Raw genomic sequence first — 20,349 nt, 5'->3', positions numbered from 1 at the left:
TGCCCTCCCGCCTCTTCGGAGGGGGACGGGGGCCCGGGACCGGCGACGGCTGCGTCGCCCGGACAGACAGACGCCGGGAGGCCGTCGGGCGTTCCCTCCCTGCGGCGGCTTGGGACACTGTAGGCAGGAACGGGCGGACGGTGGAGCGGGATGGATCGGACAAACCAGGGTGAACGCACCGCGGAAAAGGATGCCCGGGTGAGGGCAATCACAAGCGGAGCGAAGACCGGGCATCCGGGAGGTGAACCCGGTGGGGGTTCCCCCCGCGGACCCGTACGGGGCACCCGTTCCCCGGTCGCCTTCAGCGCGGCCGACGAGGAGCGGCGGCGCGGCGTACGGCGGATGAAGACGATCGCCACCGGGGCGCTGCTGCTCATGGCGACCGTCTTCGTGCTGGCCACCTGGGCCGAGCACGCGGGCGCCGGTGCGTGGACGGGGTATGTGGCGGCCGCGGCCGAGGCGGGGATGGTCGGCGCGCTGGCCGACTGGTTCGCGGTGACGGCGCTCTTCCGGCATCCGCTGGGGCTGCCGATCCCGCACACCGCGATCATCCCGAAGAAGAAGGACCAGCTCGGCCAGAGCCTCGGCGACTTCGTCGGGGAGAACTTCCTGTCCGAGGACGTCGTGCGGACCAGGCTGCGGGCCGTGGGCATCGGCAGCAGGCTGGGCGCCTGGCTCGCCGAGCCCGAGCACGCGGACCGGGTGACCGCCGAGCTGGCCACCGCGCTGCGCGGCGCGCTGGCCGTGCTGCGGGACGAGGACGTGCAGGCGGTGGTCGGCGAGGCCGTCACGCGCCGCGCCGACGCGAAGGAGATCGCGCCGGGGCTCGGCACCATGCTGGCGAAGGTCGTCGCGGACGGCGGCCACCGGCGGGTGGTGGACCTGGTGTGCGCGCGGGCCCACGACTGGCTGGAGGAGCACAACGACTCGGTGATGAACGCGGTCGCCGGCGGCGCGCCCGGCTGGACCCCGCGCTTCGTGGACCGCAAGGTCGGCGAGCGGGTCTACCGCGAACTGATGCGCTTCGTCACGGAGATGCGGGACATGCCCGAGCACCCGGCGCGCGGCGCGCTCGACCGCTTCCTCACCGACTTCGCCTCGGACCTGCAGAACGACCCGGAGACCCGGGAGCGCGTCGAGCGGCTCAAGAGCGAGGTGCTGCGGCGCGGCGAGGTGCAGGACCTGATCGCCTCCGCCTGGAACGCGGTGCGCGCGATGCTGGTGGCCGCCGCCGAGGACGAGCACAGCGAGCTGCGCGTACGGGCGCGCAACGCGCTGCTCTCGCTGGGCCGCAGGATGGCCGACGACGCGCGGCTGCAGGGCAAGGTGGACGGCTGGGTCGAGGGCGCCGCGGTGCACGTGGTGACCACGTACCAGTACGAGATCACCTCGCTGATCAGCGAGACCGTCGCCGGCTGGGACGCGGAGCACACCTCGCGCAAGATCGAGGCGCATATCGGGCGTGACCTCCAGTTCATCCGGATCAACGGCACGGTGGTCGGCTCGCTCGCGGGGCTGGCGATCTACACGGTGGCCCATCTGCTGGGCGCGTAGCCGCTTCGCGCCCCGGGTTGCCCCGGACCCGCCACCGACTCCCGCCGATTTCCGGCCCCTTGAGCTTTCGGCCGCATGAGCATGGTCATCGCAAGCGCGCGGGCCTAGGGTGCCCGCGATGCGGGACCGGGTGGTGGTGCAGGGGCGGCGCGGGCGCTCGTACGGGCGTGGCGCGGGCACATGGCGTGCGCGGGTTCTGTGGGGCACTGCCGAAGCGGCGGTGACCTGCGGGTTGGTGGTCCTGCTGCTCGTGGTGCACCAGCTCTGGTGGACCAACAGGCAGGCGGAGGCGGACGCGCGGCACAAGGTCGACGAGCTGCGGCAGCAGTGGGAGCGGCCGGGGGCCTCCACGTCGCAGGACCCGTCCGGCACTTCGGACGGCGGCGGGGCTTCCGATGGTTCTTCCGGGTCGTCCGGGGAGGGCGGTCAGGACGCGGTCGCTGGCGATGGCGGACGGCAGCGGGAGGGCGCCCCGCAGGAGGGCGGCGCCGGGGCCCGTACGCAGCGGCCGGGCTGGGAGGACGCGTACGCGGTGATGCGCATCCCCAAGCTGGGGGTGACGGCGCCGGTGGCCGAGGGCGTCAGCAAGGCCGCGGTGCTCAACAGGGGCTATATCGGCCACTATCCGGCCACCGCCGACCCGGGGGAGCCCGGCAACTTCGGGGTCGCGGGGCACCGCAACACGCACGGCGAGCCGTTCCGCTACATCAACAGGCTGCGGACCGGCGACCGGATCGAGGTGGAGACCCGTAAGGGGCGCTATGTGTACGCGGTGCGCCGCACGATCCCCGAGACCACGCCCGGGGACGGCACGGTGCTCGACTCCCGTCCGTACAGCAGCGTCCACCCCGGGCACCGGATGTCGGGGTCCGGGTATTACGTGACGCTGACGACGTGTACGCCGGAGTTCACCTCGCGGTACCGGCTGGTGGTGTGGGGCGAGCTGGTGAGCGCGCGGCCGCGTTAGGGGTGCGTCGGGCTGGGTCTGGACTGGGGCCGGGATCGGGTCTCGGGGCTACCTGCGAGTTAACGTCCAGCAGGTGAACGGGGTCTTGTCGGGCCCCACCCGCTCTTGGAGGATCGAACAGCTCTTCCGGTGGCCGTCCCTGCCGGTAGTCCTCGACCACGGGAGTTGATCGTGAAGCTGCTGCGTGTCGGAACGGTGGGGGCGGAACGCCCGGCGCTGCTCGACGAGGGGGGCGTGCTGCGCGGCCTCGAAGGTCTGGTGCGGGACGTCGACGGCGACCTGCTGTCCGACGAGGCCGCGCTCGGCCGGATACGGGAGGCCGCGCGCGGGGGGACGCTGCCCGCCCTCGACCCCGCGGGGCTGCGCGTCGGGCCGCCCGTCGCGGACATCGGCAAGGTCGTGTGCATCGGCCTCAATTACCACGACCACGCGCGGGAGACCGGCGCCGCGCTGCCGCAGGAGCCGATCATCTTCATGAAGGCGCCGGACACGGTGGTCGGGCCCGATGACACGGTGCTGATCCCGCGGGCCAGCGAGAAGACCGACTGGGAGGTCGAACTCGCCGTCGTCATCGGCCGTACGGCGCGCTATCTGGAGGGGCACGAGCAGGCGCTCTCGGCCGTGGCCGGGTACGCGGTGGCCAACGACGTGTCCGAGCGCGAGTTCCAGATCGAGCGCGGGGGGCAGTGGGACAAGGGCAAGAACTGCGAGACCTTCAACCCGCTGGGGCCGTGGCTGGTCACAGCGGACGAGGTGCCGGATCCGCAGGCGCTGGGCATGCGGCTGTGGGTGAACGGGGAGCTGCGGCAGAACGGGTCGACCGCTGAGCAGATCTTCGGGGTGGCCGAAGTGGTGCGGTATGTCTCGCACTTCATGACGCTGTATCCCGGCGACGTGATCAACACCGGTACGCCGGCGGGGGTGGCCCAGGGCATGGCCGAGCCCAAGCCGTATCTGCGTCCCGGCGACGTGATGGAGCTGGAGATAGACGGCTTGGGCCGCCAACGCCAGCCGTTGAAGCAGGCGTGATGTTGCGCGGGGCGGCGGCTCCGGAGCGGCCGCCCCGTTCCCCTTCCCCCCTCCGCTCCCGATACGAGGTTGCGGGCTACCGCTCCCGTACGAGGTTGTGGGCATTCGTTCCGCTGGGGCGGAACGGGTGGGCACAACCGGACCGCAGCCCCCGCACCCGCGCAACCACGTTGCCAACGGGGGTTCGGGGCGCAGCCCCGTGAACGCCCGCGCCGAGCGCGGGACCTGGGTGCGGGGGTGGGGTCGGCCTCGCGGCTGGCGGTTCCGGTGTGCCCGCCCGTTCCGCCCCAGGGGGCACCTCCCAGCGGTAGCTGGGGGAGGAACGCACGCCCACACCTCCGTAGGAGGTCCTGCGGAGCGACCGCCCACACCTCCGAGCGGGGAAGCGTGGCGCAGCCATCCGCGTCAGGGTGGGGGAGGTGGCGGAACGCACGCCCACACCTCCGTAGGAGGCGAGATTCGGCGGCGCGCAGTGCCCACACCTCAGTGGGGAAGCGGCTAGCCCAAGGGGATTGCTCGGTGTTCTCGGGCCGAGGTCCGGGCCGCCTCCAGGACTCGGAGCGTCGCTGCTGCCTCTGACGCCGTGACCGGCGGGGGCGTGCCCTCGCGGAGGGACGTGGCGATCTCCGCGTAGTAGGCGGGGTAGTCGCCGTCCACCGTCGGGACCGGGCGGAGATCGTCCAGGGCGCCCAGCGTCCCCCACGCGGACTCCGGCTCGACACCCCACGGCAGGTCGGGCGAGGGCCGCTCGCCGGCCCGCAGCGCCGCCTCCTGCGGATCGAGCCCGTACTTCACGTACGCCGCCTCGCTCCCCAGCACCCGGAAGCGCGGCCCCGGCTGCGCTGCCGTCGCGCTCATCCACAGGTGCGAGCGGACCCCGCCGACGTGGGTGAGGGCGATGAACGTGTCGTCGTCGGCCTCGGCCCCGGGGCGGCGGACGTCGGACTCCGCGTACACGGACAGCACCGGACCGAAGAGCGTGAGCGCCTGGTCGACCACGTGCGCGCCCAGGTCGTACAGCAGCCCGCCGATCTCCTCCGGATCGCCGGACTCGCGCCAGCCGCCCTTCGGCTTCGGCCGCCACCGCTCGAAGCGGGACTCGAAGCGCCAGACCCGCTCGCCCAGCGCGCCCTTGGCGAGCAGCGCGTACAGGGTGCGGAAGTCGTTGTCCCAGCGGCGGTTCTGGAAGACCGAGAGCAGCAGCCCGCGCTCCTGGGCGATCGCGGACAGGGCCTCCGCCTCGGCCGCCGTACCGGCCAGCGGCTTGTCGACCACGACCGGGAGCCCCGCCTCCAGCGCCTGCCGGGCGAGCGCGACGTGGGTCTTGTTCGGCGAGGCGATCACCACGAGGTCCAGCTCGCCCGCGAGCGCGAAGAGCTCGTCGGGGCCCGCCACGGTGCTCAGCCCCTCGCCGTGCTCGGCGCGCGCCTGCGCCTGGCGCTCCGGGTTGGAGGTGACGACCGTGTCCAGCACGAGGCCGTCGGTCGCGGCGATCAGCGGGGCGTGGAAGACGGAACCGGCGAGGCCGTAGCCGATGAGGCCGACCCGGAAGGGGCCCGTGGGGGGAGTCGCAGCGTCCATGCCGGTCATTTTGGCAGAGCGGGACCGTACCGACCGGTCCGCCCGCCGCCCGGCCAAAGCCGCGTCCCGCCGGCCGCCGGCACTCCGCCCGCCCTCCGGCCGCGCTCCTGCGACCGCGCCGCCGCCTGCGAGGATGCCGAGGTGGAGATTCCGTACGACAGCGGCGCCCCGGTGCGCGAAGGCATTCCCGAACACGGCAGGGTGCCCAAGTACTACGCGGTGAAGGCGCGCCTCGTGCCGCTCCTCGACGAGCTGGGCGAGGGCGGCGCGCTGCCCACAGAGCGCGAACTCGCGGTGCGCTACGAGGTGTCCAGGGAGACCGTCCGGCAGGCCCTGCGCGAACTGCACCTGGAGGGGCGGCTGCGCCGCTCGGGCCGCGGCACCGTGGTGGCGGGCCCCAAGCTGGAGCAGCCGCTGTCGCTGGCCAGCTACACGGAGGGCGTACGGCGCCAGGGCAGGGTCCCGGGGCGGAACCTCATCGGCCTCGACCGGCACCCCTGCCCCGCACGCCTCGCGGCCGAGCTGAACGTCGAACGCGGCACCCCCGTCTGGCACATGGAGCGCGTGCTCCTCGCTGACGACGAGCGGGTGGGTCTGGAGAGCACGTACATCGCCGTCGAGCGCGTACCGGATCTCGACCGCGACTTCGACCCGGACTCCTCCTTCTACGCCTACCTGAGCGAACGCGTCGGCATCCGCTCCGGCGACGCGGACGAGCGGCTGGAGACGGTGCTGGCCACACCCCGCGAGGCGCTGCTCGTCGGCACCCCGCCCGGACTGCCGATGCTGCTCATCCACCGGCTGTCCAGGGACACCGCGGGCCGGCCCCTGGAGCGGGTGCGGAGCCTCTACCGCGGCGACCGCTTCTCCTTCTCGACCCGGCTGTCCGACCGGAAGTAACGGACACTGTCCGGCCGTTGGCACTTTATAACGGGCCGATAACGGGTCTGGGCCAGGTTTGGCGGTCAGTTAACCCGCGATTCGCCGCGGGGCCCCGTGCGGTACACGCCCGGCGGCCAGTGTTCACGGCATGCGAGACAAGGCACCCCCGCCGGAGGCCGGGTCCGGCGCGGCAGCGGGCATACGCTTCGACGAGGTCACCGTCGCCTACGGCGGCACCGTCGTCCTGGACGGCTTCGACCTGGCCGTCGAGCCGGGCGAGGTCATGGCGCTGCTCGGCCCCTCGGGCTCGGGCAAGACCACGGCGCTGCGCGCGGTCGCCGGCTTCGTGCGGCCCAGCAGCGGACGGGTCTGGCTGGGCGGCAAGGACGTCACGGACCTGCCGCCGCACAAGCGCGGCGTGGGCATGGTCGTCCAGCAGTACGCGCTCTTCCCGCACATGCGCGTCGAGGAGAACGTCGCCTTCGGCCTGAAGGCGCAGAAGGTCCCGCGCGCCGAGATCTCCCAACGGGTCGCCGACGCGCTGGAGATGACCGGGATGAGCGGGTACGCCAAGCGCCACCCGCGCGAGCTGTCCGGCGGTCAGCAGCAGCGCGTGGCGATCGCCCGCGCCCTGGCCGTACGCCCCGACGTGCTGCTCCTCGACGAGCCGCTGTCCGCGCTGGACGCGCGGCTGCGCTCCGGGATGCTGGCCGAACTGGAGCGGCTGCACCGCGAGCTGCCCGACGTCTCGATCCTCTACGTCACCCACGACCAGGTGGAGGCCCTCACCCTCGCCGACCGCATCGCGGTGATGGACAGCGCGCGGCTCCAGGACGTGGGCACCCCGCAGCGGCTGTACCGCGCGCCGGCGGGGCGGTTCACCGCCTCGTTCGTGGGCAGCGCGAATCTGCTGCCGGTGACTGCGGGCGAGGACGGCGGCGTACGGTTCGGCGGCGCCGAACTGCGGGCCGAGGGGCGCCCGGTGGAGAAGGACGCCAAGGCCACCCTCTGCGTGCGCCCGCACCTGCTGTCCCTCGGCGACCACGGGCCCAACACCCTGCGCGGCACCGTCACGGGCCTCCAGTGGCGCGGCGCGACCCACAGGGTGACCGCCACCGTGGAGGGCCACGAGGTGAGCGCCGAGGTGCGCGAGCTGCGCGAACCCCCGGCCCTGGGCGAGGAGATCGCGCTGTCCTTCGCGGCCGAGGACGGGGTGCTCATCCATGACTGAGGCGGCCATAGGCGCGGGCAGCACGGCCCGCCCGAGCGCACCCGCGCGTACCCGGCGCGGCCCCTCGCCGCTGTGGGCGCTGCCGCCCGTCGCGGTGCTGGCCGTGCTCTTCCTCTATCCCCTGGCGCTGGTCTTCCTGCAGTCCTTCACGCCCGAGGGCGGCGGGCTCTCGCTCGCGCCGTACGCCGAGGTGTTCGCCTCCGACGCCTTCCGCGAGGCGCTGGGCACCACCGTGCTGATCGCCGTGGGGGCCACCGCCGGATGCCTGGTGCTCGGCTTCGTACTGGCGCTGATCGTGGCCTTCGTGCCCTTCCCCGGCAGCCGCGCGGTCTCCCGCTTCATCGACGTCTTCCTCTCCTTCCCGTCCTTCCTGATCACCCTCGCGCTGCTGTTCCTCTACGGGACGGTCGGCATGGCCAACGGGGTGTGGACGGACGTGACGGGCGCCGAGCGGGGCCCGTTCGACTTCCTGACCACGCCCTGGGGCGTGCTGCTCGCGGAGATCACGTACTTCACGCCCTTCGTGATGCGGCCGCTGCTGGCCGCCTTCTCGCAGCTGGAGACCGGCCAGCTGGAGGTCGCCTCCTCGCTGGGCGCCAGGCCGCTGCGGATCGTGCGGAAGGTGATCCTCCCCGAGGCGTACCCGGCGCTGATGGCGGGCGGCAGCCTCGTGCTGGTGCTGTGCCTGAACGAGTTCGCCATCGTGCTCTTCACCGGCGCGAAGGACGTGGTCACGCTGCCGATGCTCGTCTACAGCAAGGCGATCCTCGAATCCGACTACACCGCGGCCTGCGTGGTGGCCTCGGTCAACGTGGTCATCTCGGTGGGCCTGTACGCGCTCTACCGCGCGGTCACGGCGCGCGCCGCCAACGGCCCGTCACGGCCGGGCACTTCACGCACCACCCGAGGGAGGAACGGCCTCCGTGCTCGTACACAGCCGTAAGGGCCGCTGGACCGCCTGGGCGCTCTTCGCGGTCCTCTTCGTGCCCGTCTTCGCCGCCCCGCTGCTGGTCATCGCGGTCGCCTCGTTCGCCACGAACTGGAGCGGCGCCTTCCCCTCCGGCCTCACCACAGGCAACTACGCGGCCGCCACCCGCGGCGAGTCGCTGGCCGCGCTCGGCGTGAGCCTCCAGACCGCGCTCGCCGCCAGCGCCGTCGCGCTGACCCTCGGCACCTGGGCCGCGCTCGCCGCCTCCGCCCTCGGTCGAAGGGGGCACCCCCTGCTCGAGCGGAGCCGAGAGCTTGGGGGCGTACGGCGGCTGCTGGACGCCCTGTTCATGCTGCCCGTCGCGGTGCCCTCGGTCGTCGTCGGCCTCGCCGTCCTGGTCGCCTACAGCAAGCCGCCCGTGCTGCTCAACGGCACCCGCTGGATCGTGATCCTCGCGCACACGGTGCTGGTCACCGCCTTCGCGTTCCAGTCCGTCTCGGCCGCGGTCAAGCGCCTGGACCCGGCGTACGAGCAGGCAGCGGCCTCGCTGGGCGCCCGGCCCTCGTACGTGCTGTGGCGGGTCAAGCTCCCGCTGCTGCTGCCCTCGCTGAACGCGGCGGCCGGGCTCTGCTTCGCGCTGTCCATGGGCGAGCTGAGCGCCACGATGATGCTCTATCCGCCGGACTGGATGCCGCTGCCGGTGCAGATCTTCGCCGCGACCGACCGGGGCTCGCTGTTCTCCGGCTCCGCGATCGCGGTGGTGCTGATGGCCACCACGCTGCTGGTGCTGCTCGCCGTGTCCCGCATCCGTACGAGGGCGTCCTACCGCTGAACGGCGCCCGCGCCGCCTGCCACAACTCCCGCAACCACAGGAGCAGTTCTGCCATGTCCCGTCACTCTCGACTCACGCTCACCACCGCGACCCTCGGCTCGCTCGCGATGACGGTCGCGCTCAGCGGGTGCGGCGGCACCGGAACGGCCGCCGAGGACGGCGAGACCGTCACCGTCTACAGCGCCGACGGGCTCAAGGGCGAGAACGGGGACGGCTGGTACGACCAGCAGTTCAAGGCGTTCGAGAAGCAGACCGGCATCAAGGTCAAGTACGTCGAGGGCGGCTCGGGCGAGATGGTGCAGCGCGCCGTGCGGGAGAAGAACAACCCGCAGGCCGACGTGATGGTGACGCTGCCGCCGTTCATCCAGCAGGCCGACAGCCAGGGCCTGCTCCAGAAGTACCGCCCCAAGGGCGCGGACAAGGTGGCCGGCGAGGACAAGTCGCCGAACGGCACCTGGACCAGCCTGGTCAAGAACTACTTCGGCTTCATCCACAACACCAAGGAGGTGCCGCGGCCCCCGGCCACCTGGAACGACCTGCTCTCGCCGAAGTACAAGGGCAAGCTCCAGTACTCCACCCCCGGCGTCGCGGGCGACGGCACCGCCATGGTGGTCAAGGCCATGCACGACCTGGGCGGCCAGAAGCCCGCCATGGACTACTTCGCCAAGCTCCAGAAGAACAACGTCGGCCCGTCCTCCTCCACCAGCAAGCTCGGCCCCAAGGTCGACAAGGGCGAGCTGACCGTCGCCAACGGCGATGTGCAGATGAACTACGCGCAGCAGAAGAACATGCCGAACGTCGGCATCTTCTTCCCCGCGACCAAGAAGGCCGACAAGCCCTCCACCTTCGCGCTCCCGTACGCGGGCGGGCTGGTCAAGGGCTCGAAGAACGCGGAGAACGGCAAGAAGCTGCTGGACTTCCTGCTCGGCGAGAAGGCGCAGGAGCAGGCCACCTCGGTCGGCAAGGGCTTCCCTGCACGCGGCGATGTGAAGCCGGAGGGCAAGGAGGCCGAGGAGCTGGAGAAGATCATGAAGGGCGTGCAGGTCTTCAAGCCGGACTGGCCGACCGTGGCCGGGAACCTGAACTCCTACATCGGCGCGTGGAAGTCGGCGACCGGGAGCTGAGCCCGGCCGCGACCGTCACCCGGGACGCCAGGTCCCGGTGGGTACGGGCGGTGCGCAGGGGGCGCACGCCCCCGGCCGCTGCGGTTACGCTGAACGCGGCGGCCGGGCCCACCGGCCGCGGTCCGGACCCCGAGGTTCCGGGCCTCCGCAGCGATCACCGCAGGAGCCGTTTCCGTGGCAGAGCGCAAGCCGATCGAGTCCTGGCTCACCGACATGGACGGTGTCCTCATGCACGAGGGCGTCCCGGTCGCGGGAGCCGACTCCTTCATCAAGCGGCTCAAGGAGTCCGGGCGTCCTTTCCTGGTGCTGACCAACAACTCGATGTACACCCCGCGCGACCTGCACGCCCGCCTCGGCCGCATCGGCCTGGACGTCCCGGTGGAGAGCATCTGGACCTCGGCGCTGGCGACCGCGCAGTTCCTGGACGACCAGCGCCCCGGCGGCACCGCGTACGTCATCGGCGAGGCGGGCCTGACCACGGCGCTGCACGACATCGGGTACGTACTCTCCGACGTCGAGCCGGACTACGTGGTGCTGGGCGAGACCCGCACCTACAGCTTCGAGTCGCTGACCAAGGCCATCCGCCTGATCAACAACGGCGCCAGGTTCATCGCCACCAACCCCGACGAGACGGGGCCCTCGACCGAGGGCGCGCTCCCGGCCACGGGGTCGGTCGCCGCGCTGATCACCCGGGCCACGGGCCAGGACCCGTACTTCGTCGGCAAGCCCAACCCGCTGATGATGCGCGCGGGCCTGAACGCGATCGGCGCGCACTCCGAGACCACCGCGATGATCGGCGACCGGATGGACACCGACGTGCGGGCCGGCATGGAGGCGGGCCTGGAGACCTTCCTGGTGCTCACCGGCCTGACCCGCCCCGAGGAGATCGAGCGCTACCCGTACCGCCCCACGACCGTCGTCGACTCCATCGCCGACCTGGTCGAGCGGGTCTGAGCAGGCCGTACGGGTCCGAGCCTTACGGATCCGAGCCGTACGAGACCGGCGCACCGGCCGCGGGGCCCAGGGCGACTGACGCCCCGTCAGTCCGTACGGAGTAGCCGCCCCGCCCCTGCGGATGCGCGGCGCGCCCCGTGCCGCGATGGTCGGGCTGTGTACGCCGATGACTCCATGCCGCGCACCACGGGGCGCGGCCGCCTGATCGCGGCCGCGGCCTGGCTGCTCCTGCTGCTCGCGCTGTGGGCGTGGGCGTACACCCTGACCGACGGCGCCAGCAGTCCCGACGGCGCCGCGGGGGAGGACACGCCGTTCGCGCGGCTCGCGGCCGAGCGGCCCCCGATGCCCCCGGCGCACGACCCGCTGGAGGGCGCGCCGCAGCCGCGCCGCCTCGATCTCCCCGCGCTCGGCCTGCACGCGCCGGTCGTGGAGCGCGGCGGCGGCAGGGCCTCGGAGGCCGCGCAGCACGCGGACGGCGCCCCGCCGCCCGACCCGCGGATGGGCCCGGTGCGCTGGGACGCGCGGGGCCCCGTGCCCGGCGCCGGCGGGGCGGCCCGGCTGTGGATCAGGACGGCCGGATACGGGGACGGCAGCCCGGAACGGGGGTCCAGGTTGTACGTGGGCCGCGCCGACGGGTCGGTCGCTGAGTTCACCGTCTCGGGGGCGCGGGCCGCGCGGTGGTCGGGCGCGACGGAGGCGGGCGGGAGCGCCGAGGAGGGCGCGGGTGGCGGCGTCGGCCGGAAACAGCAGACACAGCCGACACGGCAACAGCAGGGGCAGCAGCCGCGGAGTGCCCAACTGCGGCTCTCCATCTGCCGACTGACCCCCGAGGAGGTGCCGGGCGAGGGCAGCGGCGGAAAGCCGCGCTGCGCCGCGCGCACCGTGGTGTCCGCCTACCTCACCGGCTCCCGCCCCGGCTAGCGCGGACGGCCTGCCCCTGCGGACAGGGATGGACGCCCGGCCGGCGTCCGCTCCCCCCTTGCATAGCGGGGACCCCGGCCGGGCGTCTCAACCCCTCGTAGCCCCCGGGCCGCGAGAGGAGTTGGAGCCCGGGAGGGAGGGGTCGAACGGGGGCCAGGGTCTGGGGCCTTGGGGTCAGCCTAGGCCGGGCGCGTCGCCTTCGACAGCGGCGCATCCCGGGGAACTGCGGATTCCGGCCACTCGCCGGTCCCGCTCACGCCGTACGGCCGGACCGCCGCGCGCAGACCGCTCACGTCGTACGGGACGGGCGCTCCGGCGCGCCGTCCAGGCCCTCCAGCGGGCGGCGCTCGACCACCCGCCGGGCCACGTCGGAGAGGCGGAGGCGCTGAGAGCGCGCGTAGCGGCGCAGTATCGCGAAGCTCTCGTCCACCGAGATGCCCCGCCGCTCGGCCAGCACGCCCTTGGCCTGCTCCACCACGACCCTGCTGTCCAGCGCCGTCTGGAGCTGCTCGGCGAGGAGCTCGCGCTGCCTGCGGGTGCGCTGCTGCACGATGCCCACCGTCGCCGCGTCGGCCAGCGCCTGCGCGATCCCCGCGTCGTCCCGCTCCCGCTCGTTCACCGGCACCGCGCTGAGCAGGTGCAGCGCGCCGATCACGTCCTCGCGCAGCCGCAGCGGCACGGTGTAGGAGGAGGCGTACCCCGCGGCCTGCCCGGCGGCGGCGAACTCCGGCCAGCGCCCGGCGACTTCGGCCAGGTTCTCCGGCGGTACGGGAGCGGCGGTGCGGCAGCACTCGCGGCAGGGCCCGCTCTCCTGCTGGAGGTCGAGCAGCCCGAGCAGCGTGGGCGACTCCTCGGAGGCGGCGGCGGTGTGCAGCTCGCCCTGGGCGTCCGTCAGCACCAGCCCGGCCGCGCCCACCTGGAGCAGCTCGACGCAGCGCTCCGCGAGCCTGTGCAGGTACTCCACCACGTCGAAGTCGTCCACCAGGCTGTCGGCGAGCTCGACGAAGACGTCGGCGAGCCGCTGTTCGCGGCTCATGCCGCCCACGCCGGTCACGCTTCCGTGTCCGTACGGCGGACCCGCACTGCGCCGCGTCCCCCTGCTCCGCACCTCACGTCGAACCCCTCTCGCCGTCCTCGTCGTCCGTCAGACGCAGCTTCCTGGCCACCACATCCCGCGCCACCTCCAGCAGCGGGAGCCCGCGCGCGTACGCGTGCACGCGCAGCCGCAGCAGGGCGAGCTCGGGGCCGACACCGAGCTGCACCGACACCATGCCGGTCGCCTGGTGCACCTCGGCACGCCGCAGCGCGGCCCGCTCGGCGACCCAGTCCACATCGGCGAGCCGGCCGCCCGCCACCGGGTGCGCCCCCTCCCGCGGTATGCCCAGCAGAGCGAGCGTCAGCGCGCTGGCGAGTACCTGAGCCTGGGCCAGTGCGTCGTCGGACAGCCTGCCAGGGGTCGCGCGGCAGAGCAGCAGTACCCCCGTCCGGATTGCGCCAATGCGCAGCGGGAGGCCGAAAACGGCGCGCACCCCCAGTTGTTCGGCCGCGGACGGGAAGCCGGGCCACCGGTCGGCCGGCACTTCGCGCAGCTCGGGCTCCAGCACCAGCGCCCCGCTCGCCACGGTGTCCACGCCCGGGCCCACACCCAGCGTGAACTGGAGCTCCTCCAGGCGCTCCGCCGTCTCGCCGGAGGCCCACAACAGCTCGCCGGGCGGCGGCCCGCTGTGCGCGAGGGTGACCGCGGCGCCGTCCACGCCGAGCGCGCTGCACGTGCGGCGCACGGCCTCAGGGGAGAGCGGAAGGCCCGGACGGGCCGTCAGCTCGTTGAGGACGGCAGCCAAGTCGGCACTGACCAAACCCTCCTCCATGAGGTCGTCCCGGGTCGGGCGCGGTCCCGCATGGCTCCTGGGCCACCACGTCGGCCGCTGGGCACATCTTATGCAGCTCAGTTACGCCGTACCCCCGGTACGGCGGCCTCCCCGCACCCTCCCCGTCACGGGGCGGCACGTAACAGGTCCTCGACAGTTCCCGAGCGCCCCCGAGGTGCGCGAACGCTGTGTCACGATGGTCGGGGAGGGGGGAGTGGATGTACGAGTACGCCTGTGCCGCCGACGGGAAACCGGGTGGCGGTCGAAGAGCACGCCCCGCAAGAGCGCTCGCCGGCGGAACGCTGGGAGCCCTGGCCGCACTGCTCCTGGCCGGGTGCTCGGGCTCCGGCGGCGGTGGAGGAGGGGATGACGGCGGTGTCGCGCAGCGGCCCCGCTCGGTCGCCCCGTACTGGGTGAATCCGCACAGCAACGCGGCGAAGGACGCCGATCTCTTCCGCAAGGAAGGCAAGGACGCCGACGCCGCGCGGATGGACGAGATCGCGAAGCAGCCGGTCGCCGAATGGGTGGGCACCGAGGACCCGGAGGGGGAGACCAGGCAGGTCACCGAGGACGCCGCGAAGGCGGACCGCGGGGCCCTGCTGGTGCTCTACAACCTCCCGCACCGGGACTGCGGGCAGTACTCCAAGGGCGGAGCGGCGGACGGGAACGCCTACCGCCAGTGGCTGGACAAGGTGGTCAAGGGCATCGGCGACCGGGAGGCCACGGTGATCGTGGAGCCGGACGCGCTGCCCCACCTGCTGGCCGAGGGGTGCACGCCCCAGCAGTTCCACGAGGAGCGCTACGCGCTGCTGAACGAGGCCGTCACCAAGGTCAAGGGCCTCAAGAACACCAAGGTCTACCTGGACGCGGGCAACCCCGACTGGGTGCGCGACCCCGGCGGCCTGGTCGAGCCCCTGCACCGCGCGGGCATCGACAAGGCGGACGGCTTCGCGCTGAACGTCTCCAACTACCAGACCACGCAGTCGAACACCGCGTACGGCAAGAAGCTCTCCGCGATGATCGGCAACAAGCCCTTCGTGATCGACACCAGCCGGAACGGCAACGGCCCGGCGGGCGGCCACGACGAGGAGTCCTGGTGCAACCCGCCGGGGCGCGCGCTCGGTGAGGCGCCCACGGTGAAGACGGACGACAAGACCGTCGCCGCGTATCTGTGGATCAAGCGGCCAGGCGAGTCGGACGGCACCTGCAAGGGCGGCCCGAAGGCGGGGCAGTGGTGGCCCCAGTACGCCTTGGGGCTCGCGAAGAACGCCAAGTAGGCCGGGCCATACGGCAAGTGGGCCGCACCTCCGAGCGGAGGAGCGGCCCACTTTCTTGGTCCTCAGCCCCCTACGGCGACCCCGAAATCGTCGTCGGGGACGTCGTGTTCACGGCGCGCGGCACCTTCAGCCACAGGGACTCCGACGGGATGCCCTTGCCGTCCACCGCCGTGACCATCCACCAGCCGGGCGGGACCAGCGAGGGGTCCTCGGGCAGTGTCGTGGTGAGCTTGTCGCCCTTGCGCTTGAAGTCCAGCGCGATGGAGGACTGCTCGACATTGGTGACGTGGGTGAAGGAGCTCGGGCGGATGAGCCGGAGCTTCTTCACGGAGGCGGCGTCCTTGCTGCGGAAGGAGACCTCGCCACCGAGCCGTACGGTCCTGCGCTGCTTCCCGTCGTCCTTCAGCTCGGGCCGGTGCTTGCCCTTGTGCAGGTAGGGCGGCGTGTAGATGTCGATCTGCTGCTGGAACTTGCCCGGCTTGGTGTTGTCCTTGTCCGCGAAGAGCGAGTCGGATCCGAAGGTCATCACCCGGCCGTCGGGCAGCAGCAGCGCGCCGGAGTGGTAGTTCCGGCCCACCAGCGGGTCGGCGACCGGGCGCTTCTTGTCGGTCTTCGGGTCGTACAGCTCGGCCTTCAGGATGTTGGTGTCGCTGCGCCCGCGGTAGTCGCCCGAGCCGTTGGTGGTGAGCACCGTGTCGTCGGGCAGGATCACGCTGCTCGGGTAGCGGGCCTTGGCGTACAGGTCGGGCCCGTCCTTGAAGCGCGGGTTGGCCTTGTTCAGGTCCACGATGCGGGTCTTGGCCGTGGACTTCTTGGACTCGCCCACCCCGCCGCCGCCGAGGACCATGAACTTCCGCGACTGGCTGGGCGGCAGCGGCACCGACATCGCGGTCTCCAGCGCGTCCGGGTCGCTCATCCCCGGAATCGGCTGAAACCTGTTGGTCTGCAGATCCCAGAGGCCCGGTGTGCGGCCCTGGTCGGCCGGCCCGTAGCCGGCGTTGGCGCCGGAGTAGAAGATCTTGTTGTTGTCGGTGAGGTGCAGCGCCGGGTAGGTCGGGAAGAAGCGCTTCTTGGGCAGGTAGCGCCACTTCTTGGTCTGCGGGTCGTAGATCTCGTTCTTGCCCGGAACGACCTGGCCGATCTCGTCAAGCCCGGAGACCGAGAGGACCTTGCCGTCCTCCAGCGTGGTCAGCGTCGGGTACCAGCGCGCCTCGTGCATCGGGTCGACCCGCAGATAGCGCTCGGAGTCCGGGTCGAACTCGAAGGAGTCCTTGATCCCCTGGAAGTCCTTCTTGTCGAAGGAGAGCTTCTGCGCGATGCCGTAGATGTTCCGCTTCTCGGCGCCCCGCAGCCCGCTGATCCGGTAGTTGTCCTGGGTGCCGGTCTGGTGGTTCCGGCCCTTGCGGGTCGCCTCCACATACACCCGCGCATAGCTCGCGGTGACCTTCACCTGCCCGGTCACCGGGTCGGGCTGCTTCTTCGCGCGGGGCACGATGACCGGGTCCTTGGAGACGAAGGACTTGCCGTTCTCCTTGCCGGTGAACACCGTGCCCGCCTTCAAGGTCTTCGCCCTGTCCGGGTTCTCGTTGTGCAGGATCATCAGGCCGCCGGCCCGCTTCACATCGCCGCCCAGCTTCTCGTAGCGCTGGGTGCCGCCCGCCACCAGGAGCTTCCCGTCCGGGAGCTGGGTGTGCCCCGCGCAGAAGAGGTCCTTGGGCGTGGGGATGTTCTTGTACGTGTTCTTCGCGGGGTCCCACAGGACGGTGCGGAACGTCTTCGCCCTGAACTGCTTCGCGTCGTTCCCCGACCCCGCGACCAGCAGGACCTTGCCGGTGTGGAGCAGCGCCGCGTGAATGGTGTTGATCTTGTACTTGGAGGGCACGTCCAGCGTCTGCCACTGGCCGTTGGCCGCCTTGTACTCCGGTCTGTTGATCTTGTACTCGTGGTACTGCTCCGAGGCGAACCCGTATATCCAGGGCCCGTTGAAGCCGGCGATCACGAGCACGGCCGCCGCCCCGATGGATATCCGTCGGGTGCGGCGGCTGGGCCGGTATCTCATTGTTCGCGTCCCCCCAGGACTGATCGAACGGTCTCATCGGGTGCCGCCCAGCTCGGCCGCCGGCCGGTCGTGCCGGAGGCGCCGGTGCGCGGGTGCGGCCCCGCCTGAGGTCCCGTGCGGTGGTTGTTCCCGTTCTCCGCGGGCTCCGGCCCGCGACCCCCGTGCTTTCCGCCGCCGCCGTGGCCCCGTGCCTGCTTCGCCTCGGCGCGGCGTGCCTTCTTCGCGCTGCGTACGGAGACCCGCCAGCCGATGATCGGCGCGGCGGTGATCAACAGCGCGAGGGCTGCCCAGGTCAGCATCGCGGGGTGGTCGTGGCCCAGGTAGAACGAGCCGCCCAGCGAGCCGCCGAAGATGACGATGAAGAACAGATGGACCCGGAAGGTGCCGAACAGGGTGTCCGGGCTGGCCGAGTCGCCCTTCGGCGTCACCACGAACCTGCTCTTGCGCCGCAGCGCCGCGTCGAAGAGCGAGCGCGCGTAGATCGGCGCCGACAGCGCCGACATGAGCATTCCGGCGAGGCCGCCCGAGCCCTCCGGCTCGTGGGGGGAGACGTTGTGCCGCCGGTTCCACACGTACAGCCCGATCTGGAGCGCGGTGGCGTTGCCGTACAGAGCCATCCACACCGTCGGGTCGATCTCCACGCCGGACGCGCCGAGGCCCAGGAAGAGGGCGCAGCTCAGCGCGGCGAGGATCCAGTTGAGCGCCGAGATCGGGTAGAAGATCATCAGCATCGTGTAGTTGAACAGCTTGCCGGGGGGCAGCGTGAACAGGCCCCTCCCGTACTGCTTGAGGATCGTCTCGTAGGTGCCCCGCGACCAGCGCAGCTGCTGGCTGAAGAAGTCCGTCCAGGAGTTGGGGCCCTCGCCGACCGCGAGCACGTCCGGCGTGTAGACCGAGCGCCACTTCTTGCCGGTCTGCGGGTTGCGGTGCCGGTGCATCTCGAATCCGGTCGCCATGTCCTCGGTGATCGAGTCGTACAGCCCGCCGATGCCCTTGAGCGCGGAGATCCGCACGGCGTTGCTGGTGCCGACGAACATCGGCGCCTCGTAGCGGTTCCCGGCGCGCTGGATCAGGGCGTGGAAGAGGAACTGCTGGCTCTCCGCGGCCTTGGTCACGAAGTTGTCGTAGTTGCCGTACACCTGCGGGCCGATGACGAAGCCGACGTCCGGGTCGCGGAAGTAACCGAGCATCCGCTCCAGGTAGTTGGGCAGCGGCACGTGGTCGGTGTCGACGGAGGCGAAGTAGTCGTAGTCGTCGCCGTGCGCGGCGAGCCAGGCGTTGTAGTTGCCGTGCTTGGTCTTGGCGCGGTGCGGGCCCTTGGCGCGGTTCCACTCGGGGACGCCCTTGCGGGTGAAGTGGTGCACGCCGAGTCTCCGGCAGACCTCCTTGACCTCGGGGTCGTCGCCCTCGTCCAGGAGCCATACGTGGAGCAGCCCGCGGTGTCTGATGCGCACGGCCGCCTCGAGGGTCTTGGTGACCATCTCGATCGGCTCCTTGCCGGGCACGAACGAGGTCAGGAAGGCGACCCGGGTGCCGGTCTCGGGGACGACGGGCACCGGGTCCCGCGCGACCAGCGTGGCGTGCGCGTTGGAGATCACGTTCATGCAGCGGAACAGCTCGATCAGCCCGATCGATACGAGCATGACAATGTCGAGCTTGACCACCAGGTCGGAGACCGAGCCCGCGTCCCGCTCGGTCCAGTGCTGCGGCTGCATCAGCCAGGCCAGCAGGCCCAGCGAGACGAGCGGTGCGAGGCACAGGAGCACGGCCGCGCGTATTCGGTGCGGCTCGTCCGCCAGCAGGCTGCGGTACTTCACGCGGTACGGCCGGTCCGTGGGCGGCTGGGTGAGCGGTCCCGCCAGGCGGCTGTAGTGCTCGTAGTCGTAGCGCGGCAGTGCCTCGCGCCGCCACAGGCGCATGCCGCGGGTCAGGGTCTCGCCGGTACGCGTCAGGCTCTGGCGCAGATGCCCGCGCGGCACCCGCAGTTGGGTCGTGGTCTCGTTGCGCGGTGTGTCGTGCTGCTGCTGCTGCCGGTCGGTCGGCCGCGGCGTAGGCGTCATTCTCCGTCCCCCCGCACGCAGCGTGCTCTGCGTGTGCTCGTTGCGACCCGCGGCCTCGGACCCCCCGACCCGGGAGCGGCATCTGTGCCGGCCGCCGTATGGAGAGACTGTGGAGACCGGCTTGTCGGTTCCATGACTTCCCAACACCCGCGGTGGATCAGCAGGTTCGCCGAAGGACGGGGGTCGCGCAAGGGCGGAAAGGCGCTGGTTACCCGCGAAGTGCCCCGATTGCCTGGCAAGTTGTGACGGAAGTGTGATCACTTGGCGCGATGTATGCGGAGGTTCCGCACGCCCACCGCGTACGCCGACGCCCCCGGCGAGCGCCTAGCGCGGCCCCTCGCTCCCGGAGGCAGGACCGGCGTTCCCCGAGGCTGGGCCGGCGCTCCCGGAGGAGTTGCTGATGCGGGCGCGGATGTTGCGGAAGTGCTCGCGCACGGCCGCCTCGGCGCGCGGCGCGTCGCCCGCGCGGACCGCCTCGAGTATCTCCGCGTGCTGCCGCCAGGTGAGCTTCGGGTCCTCGCCCAGGTCGGCGAGGTCCGTACGGACGCGGTGGAAGGCGTCCCAGAACGCGTCCAGCACCTCGCTCAGCAGCGAGTTGCCCAGGCCGCGGTAGAGCGCGACATGGAACGCGCGGTCGGTGGAGGCCCGCACGCCCCCGTCGCGAGCCTCCTGGCCCATCCGCTCGACGATCCCCTCCAGCTCGCTGAGGTCCGCCTCCCGGCCCGCGTCCTCCACCAGCCGCGCGATCAGTCCGCCCTCCACCGCCTCGCGCAGCTCCAGCAGTTGGAGCAGGCTGTCCTCGCCGCGGTAGTGCCCGGCGACGGTGCGGAAGGTGAGGCCCTCGATCATCGGCGCGAGCGACATGGTGCCGACGTAGGTGCCGAAGCCGTGCCGGATCTCCACGATGCCCATGGCCTGGAGGGCCTTGAGCGCCTCGCGCACCGAGTTCCTGCTGACGCCGAGCTGGTCCATCAGCTCGGTCTCGGTGGGCAGCGGGGCGCCGGACGGAAGTCTCCGTTCCACGATCAGTCTCTTGATCCGCTCCTGGATTTCCCGTGCCATGCCCCGGTTGTTCACTTCGG

At 71.9% G+C, this 20,349-nt stretch carries 17 protein-coding genes; 11 read left to right on the top strand and 6 right to left on the bottom strand.

Annotated elements, in window-relative coordinates:
- The first annotated feature begins 150 nt into the window (after positions 1 to 150).
- The 3 genes from ABEE00_RS29755 to ABEE00_RS29745 all read left to right on the top strand — a co-directional run bounded on the left by ABEE00_RS29755 (position 151) and on the right by ABEE00_RS29745 (position 3,550).
- Positions 151 to 1,554 carry a DUF445 domain-containing protein gene (locus ABEE00_RS29755; RefSeq protein ID WP_345748831.1) on the top strand — a complete coding sequence of 468 codons (1,404 nt, stop codon included), beginning with the start codon at positions 151 to 153 and terminating at the stop codon, positions 1,552 to 1,554.
- 118 nt (positions 1,555 to 1,672) lie between these two features.
- Positions 1,673 to 2,521 carry a class E sortase gene (locus tag ABEE00_RS29750; protein WP_345748830.1) on the top strand — a complete coding sequence of 283 codons (849 nt, stop codon included), beginning with the start codon at positions 1,673 to 1,675 and terminating at the stop codon, positions 2,519 to 2,521.
- 171 nt (positions 2,522 to 2,692) lie between these two features.
- Entirely contained in the window at positions 2,693 to 3,550 is an 858-nt protein-coding gene (locus ABEE00_RS29745; protein ID WP_345748829.1) for a fumarylacetoacetate hydrolase family protein, read from the top strand.
- A gap of 498 nt (positions 3,551 to 4,048) precedes the next feature.
- Here the strand turns inward: ABEE00_RS29745 and ABEE00_RS29740 are convergent, their stop codons facing one another.
- Positions 4,049 to 5,140: a Gfo/Idh/MocA family protein gene (locus tag ABEE00_RS29740; protein ID WP_345748828.1), complete on the bottom strand. Its 1,092-nt coding sequence runs from the start codon at positions 5,138 to 5,140 to the stop codon at positions 4,049 to 4,051.
- 132 nt (positions 5,141 to 5,272) lie between these two features.
- On the opposite strand from ABEE00_RS29740, the gene ABEE00_RS29735 reads away from it, so the two are divergent.
- The 7 genes from ABEE00_RS29735 (at position 5,273) to ABEE00_RS29705 (ending at position 12,003) form a co-directional block, all read left to right on the top strand.
- Positions 5,273 to 6,031: a GntR family transcriptional regulator gene (locus tag ABEE00_RS29735; protein ID WP_345748827.1), complete on the top strand. Its 759-nt coding sequence runs from the start codon at positions 5,273 to 5,275 to the stop codon at positions 6,029 to 6,031.
- 130 nt (positions 6,032 to 6,161) lie between these two features.
- On the top strand, positions 6,162 to 7,244 hold the full coding sequence (locus tag ABEE00_RS29730) for an ABC transporter ATP-binding protein (protein WP_345748826.1): 1,083 nt from the start codon (positions 6,162 to 6,164) through the stop codon (positions 7,242 to 7,244).
- Positions 7,237 to 8,187 (top strand): 2-aminoethylphosphonate ABC transporter permease subunit, encoded by a 951-nt coding sequence (locus ABEE00_RS29725; protein WP_345748825.1) that lies wholly within the window; start codon positions 7,237 to 7,239, stop codon positions 8,185 to 8,187. Before ABEE00_RS29730 ends, ABEE00_RS29725 begins: the two co-directional genes overlap by 8 nt.
- On the top strand, positions 8,168 to 9,004 hold the full coding sequence (locus tag ABEE00_RS29720) for an ABC transporter permease (protein WP_345748824.1): 837 nt from the start codon (positions 8,168 to 8,170) through the stop codon (positions 9,002 to 9,004). Before ABEE00_RS29725 ends, ABEE00_RS29720 begins: the two co-directional genes overlap by 20 nt.
- 53 nt (positions 9,005 to 9,057) lie before the next feature.
- Positions 9,058 to 10,128 (top strand): 2-aminoethylphosphonate ABC transporter substrate-binding protein, encoded by a 1,071-nt coding sequence (locus tag ABEE00_RS29715; protein ID WP_345748823.1) that lies wholly within the window; start codon positions 9,058 to 9,060, stop codon positions 10,126 to 10,128.
- A gap of 174 nt (positions 10,129 to 10,302) precedes the next feature.
- Positions 10,303 to 11,082 carry an HAD-IIA family hydrolase gene (locus tag ABEE00_RS29710; protein ID WP_345748822.1) on the top strand — a complete coding sequence of 260 codons (780 nt, stop codon included), beginning with the start codon at positions 10,303 to 10,305 and terminating at the stop codon, positions 11,080 to 11,082.
- A 156-nt stretch (positions 11,083 to 11,238) separates the two neighbouring features.
- The gene (locus tag ABEE00_RS29705; RefSeq protein ID WP_345748821.1) at positions 11,239 to 12,003 is read left to right on the top strand and encodes a class F sortase; all 765 of its coding nucleotides are present in this window, start codon (positions 11,239 to 11,241) and stop codon (positions 12,001 to 12,003) included.
- Positions 12,004 to 12,292: 289 nt separating this feature from the next.
- On the opposite strand, the gene ABEE00_RS29700 is transcribed toward ABEE00_RS29705, so the two are convergent.
- Entirely contained in the window at positions 12,293 to 13,039 is a 747-nt protein-coding gene (locus tag ABEE00_RS29700) for an ANTAR domain-containing response regulator (RefSeq protein ID WP_345748820.1), read from the bottom strand.
- Positions 13,040 to 13,112: 73 nt separating this feature from the next.
- Complete coding sequence (locus tag ABEE00_RS29695; protein ID WP_345748819.1) at positions 13,113 to 13,859, bottom strand: ANTAR domain-containing protein; 747 nt, start codon at positions 13,857 to 13,859, stop codon at positions 13,113 to 13,115.
- Between the two features lie 230 nt (positions 13,860 to 14,089).
- Between ABEE00_RS29695 and ABEE00_RS29690 the strand changes: the two genes are divergently transcribed.
- Positions 14,090 to 15,148: a glycoside hydrolase family 6 protein gene (locus ABEE00_RS29690; protein ID WP_345748818.1), complete on the top strand. Its 1,059-nt coding sequence runs from the start codon at positions 14,090 to 14,092 to the stop codon at positions 15,146 to 15,148.
- Between the two features lie 70 nt (positions 15,149 to 15,218).
- Here ABEE00_RS29690 and glxA read toward each other — a convergent pair whose 3' ends face one another.
- The 3 genes from glxA to ABEE00_RS29675 all read right to left on the bottom strand — a co-directional run bounded on the left by glxA (position 15,219) and on the right by ABEE00_RS29675 (position 20,329).
- Entirely contained in the window at positions 15,219 to 17,207 is a 1,989-nt protein-coding gene (gene glxA, locus ABEE00_RS29685) for a radical copper oxidase GlxA (protein WP_345748817.1), read from the bottom strand.
- The gene (locus tag ABEE00_RS29680) at positions 17,204 to 19,267 is read right to left on the bottom strand and encodes a glycosyltransferase family 2 protein (RefSeq protein WP_345748816.1); all 2,064 of its coding nucleotides are present in this window, start codon (positions 19,265 to 19,267) and stop codon (positions 17,204 to 17,206) included. The genes glxA and ABEE00_RS29680 overlap by 4 nt, the downstream gene beginning before the upstream one ends.
- A gap of 324 nt (positions 19,268 to 19,591) precedes the next feature.
- Complete coding sequence (locus ABEE00_RS29675) at positions 19,592 to 20,329, bottom strand: FadR/GntR family transcriptional regulator (RefSeq protein WP_345748815.1); 738 nt, start codon at positions 20,327 to 20,329, stop codon at positions 19,592 to 19,594.
- Positions 20,330 to 20,349: the final 20 nt, after the last annotated feature.

Origin of the sequence: Streptomyces odontomachicola, assembly GCF_039605595.1 — a bacterium.
GTDB lineage: Bacteria > Actinomycetota > Actinomycetes > Streptomycetales > Streptomycetaceae > Streptomyces.
This window is presented reverse-complemented; position numbering and strand designations above follow the sequence as displayed.

Coding starts and splice junctions, on each gene's coding strand:
- ABEE00_RS29755 (WP_345748831.1), top strand. CDS start 151: ATGGATCGGACAAACCAGGGTGAACGCACCGCGGAAAAGGATGCCCGG.
- ABEE00_RS29750 (WP_345748830.1), top strand. CDS start 1,673: ATGCGGGACCGGGTGGTGGTGCAGGGGCGGCGCGGGCGCTCGTACGGG.
- ABEE00_RS29740 (WP_345748828.1), bottom strand. CDS start 5,140: ATGACCGGCATGGACGCTGCGACTCCCCCCACGGGCCCCTTCCGGGTC.
- ABEE00_RS29730 (WP_345748826.1), top strand. CDS start 6,162: ATGCGAGACAAGGCACCCCCGCCGGAGGCCGGGTCCGGCGCGGCAGCG.
- ABEE00_RS29725 (WP_345748825.1), top strand. CDS start 7,237: ATGACTGAGGCGGCCATAGGCGCGGGCAGCACGGCCCGCCCGAGCGCA.
- ABEE00_RS29715 (WP_345748823.1), top strand. CDS start 9,058: ATGTCCCGTCACTCTCGACTCACGCTCACCACCGCGACCCTCGGCTCG.
- ABEE00_RS29700 (WP_345748820.1), bottom strand. CDS start 13,039: ATGAGCCGCGAACAGCGGCTCGCCGACGTCTTCGTCGAGCTCGCCGAC.
- ABEE00_RS29690 (WP_345748818.1), top strand. CDS start 14,090: ATGTACGAGTACGCCTGTGCCGCCGACGGGAAACCGGGTGGCGGTCGA.
- glxA (WP_345748817.1), bottom strand. CDS start 17,207: ATGAGATACCGGCCCAGCCGCCGCACCCGACGGATATCCATCGGGGCG.
- ABEE00_RS29680 (WP_345748816.1), bottom strand. CDS start 19,267: ATGACGCCTACGCCGCGGCCGACCGACCGGCAGCAGCAGCAGCACGAC.
- ABEE00_RS29675 (WP_345748815.1), bottom strand. CDS start 20,329: ATGGCACGGGAAATCCAGGAGCGGATCAAGAGACTGATCGTGGAACGG.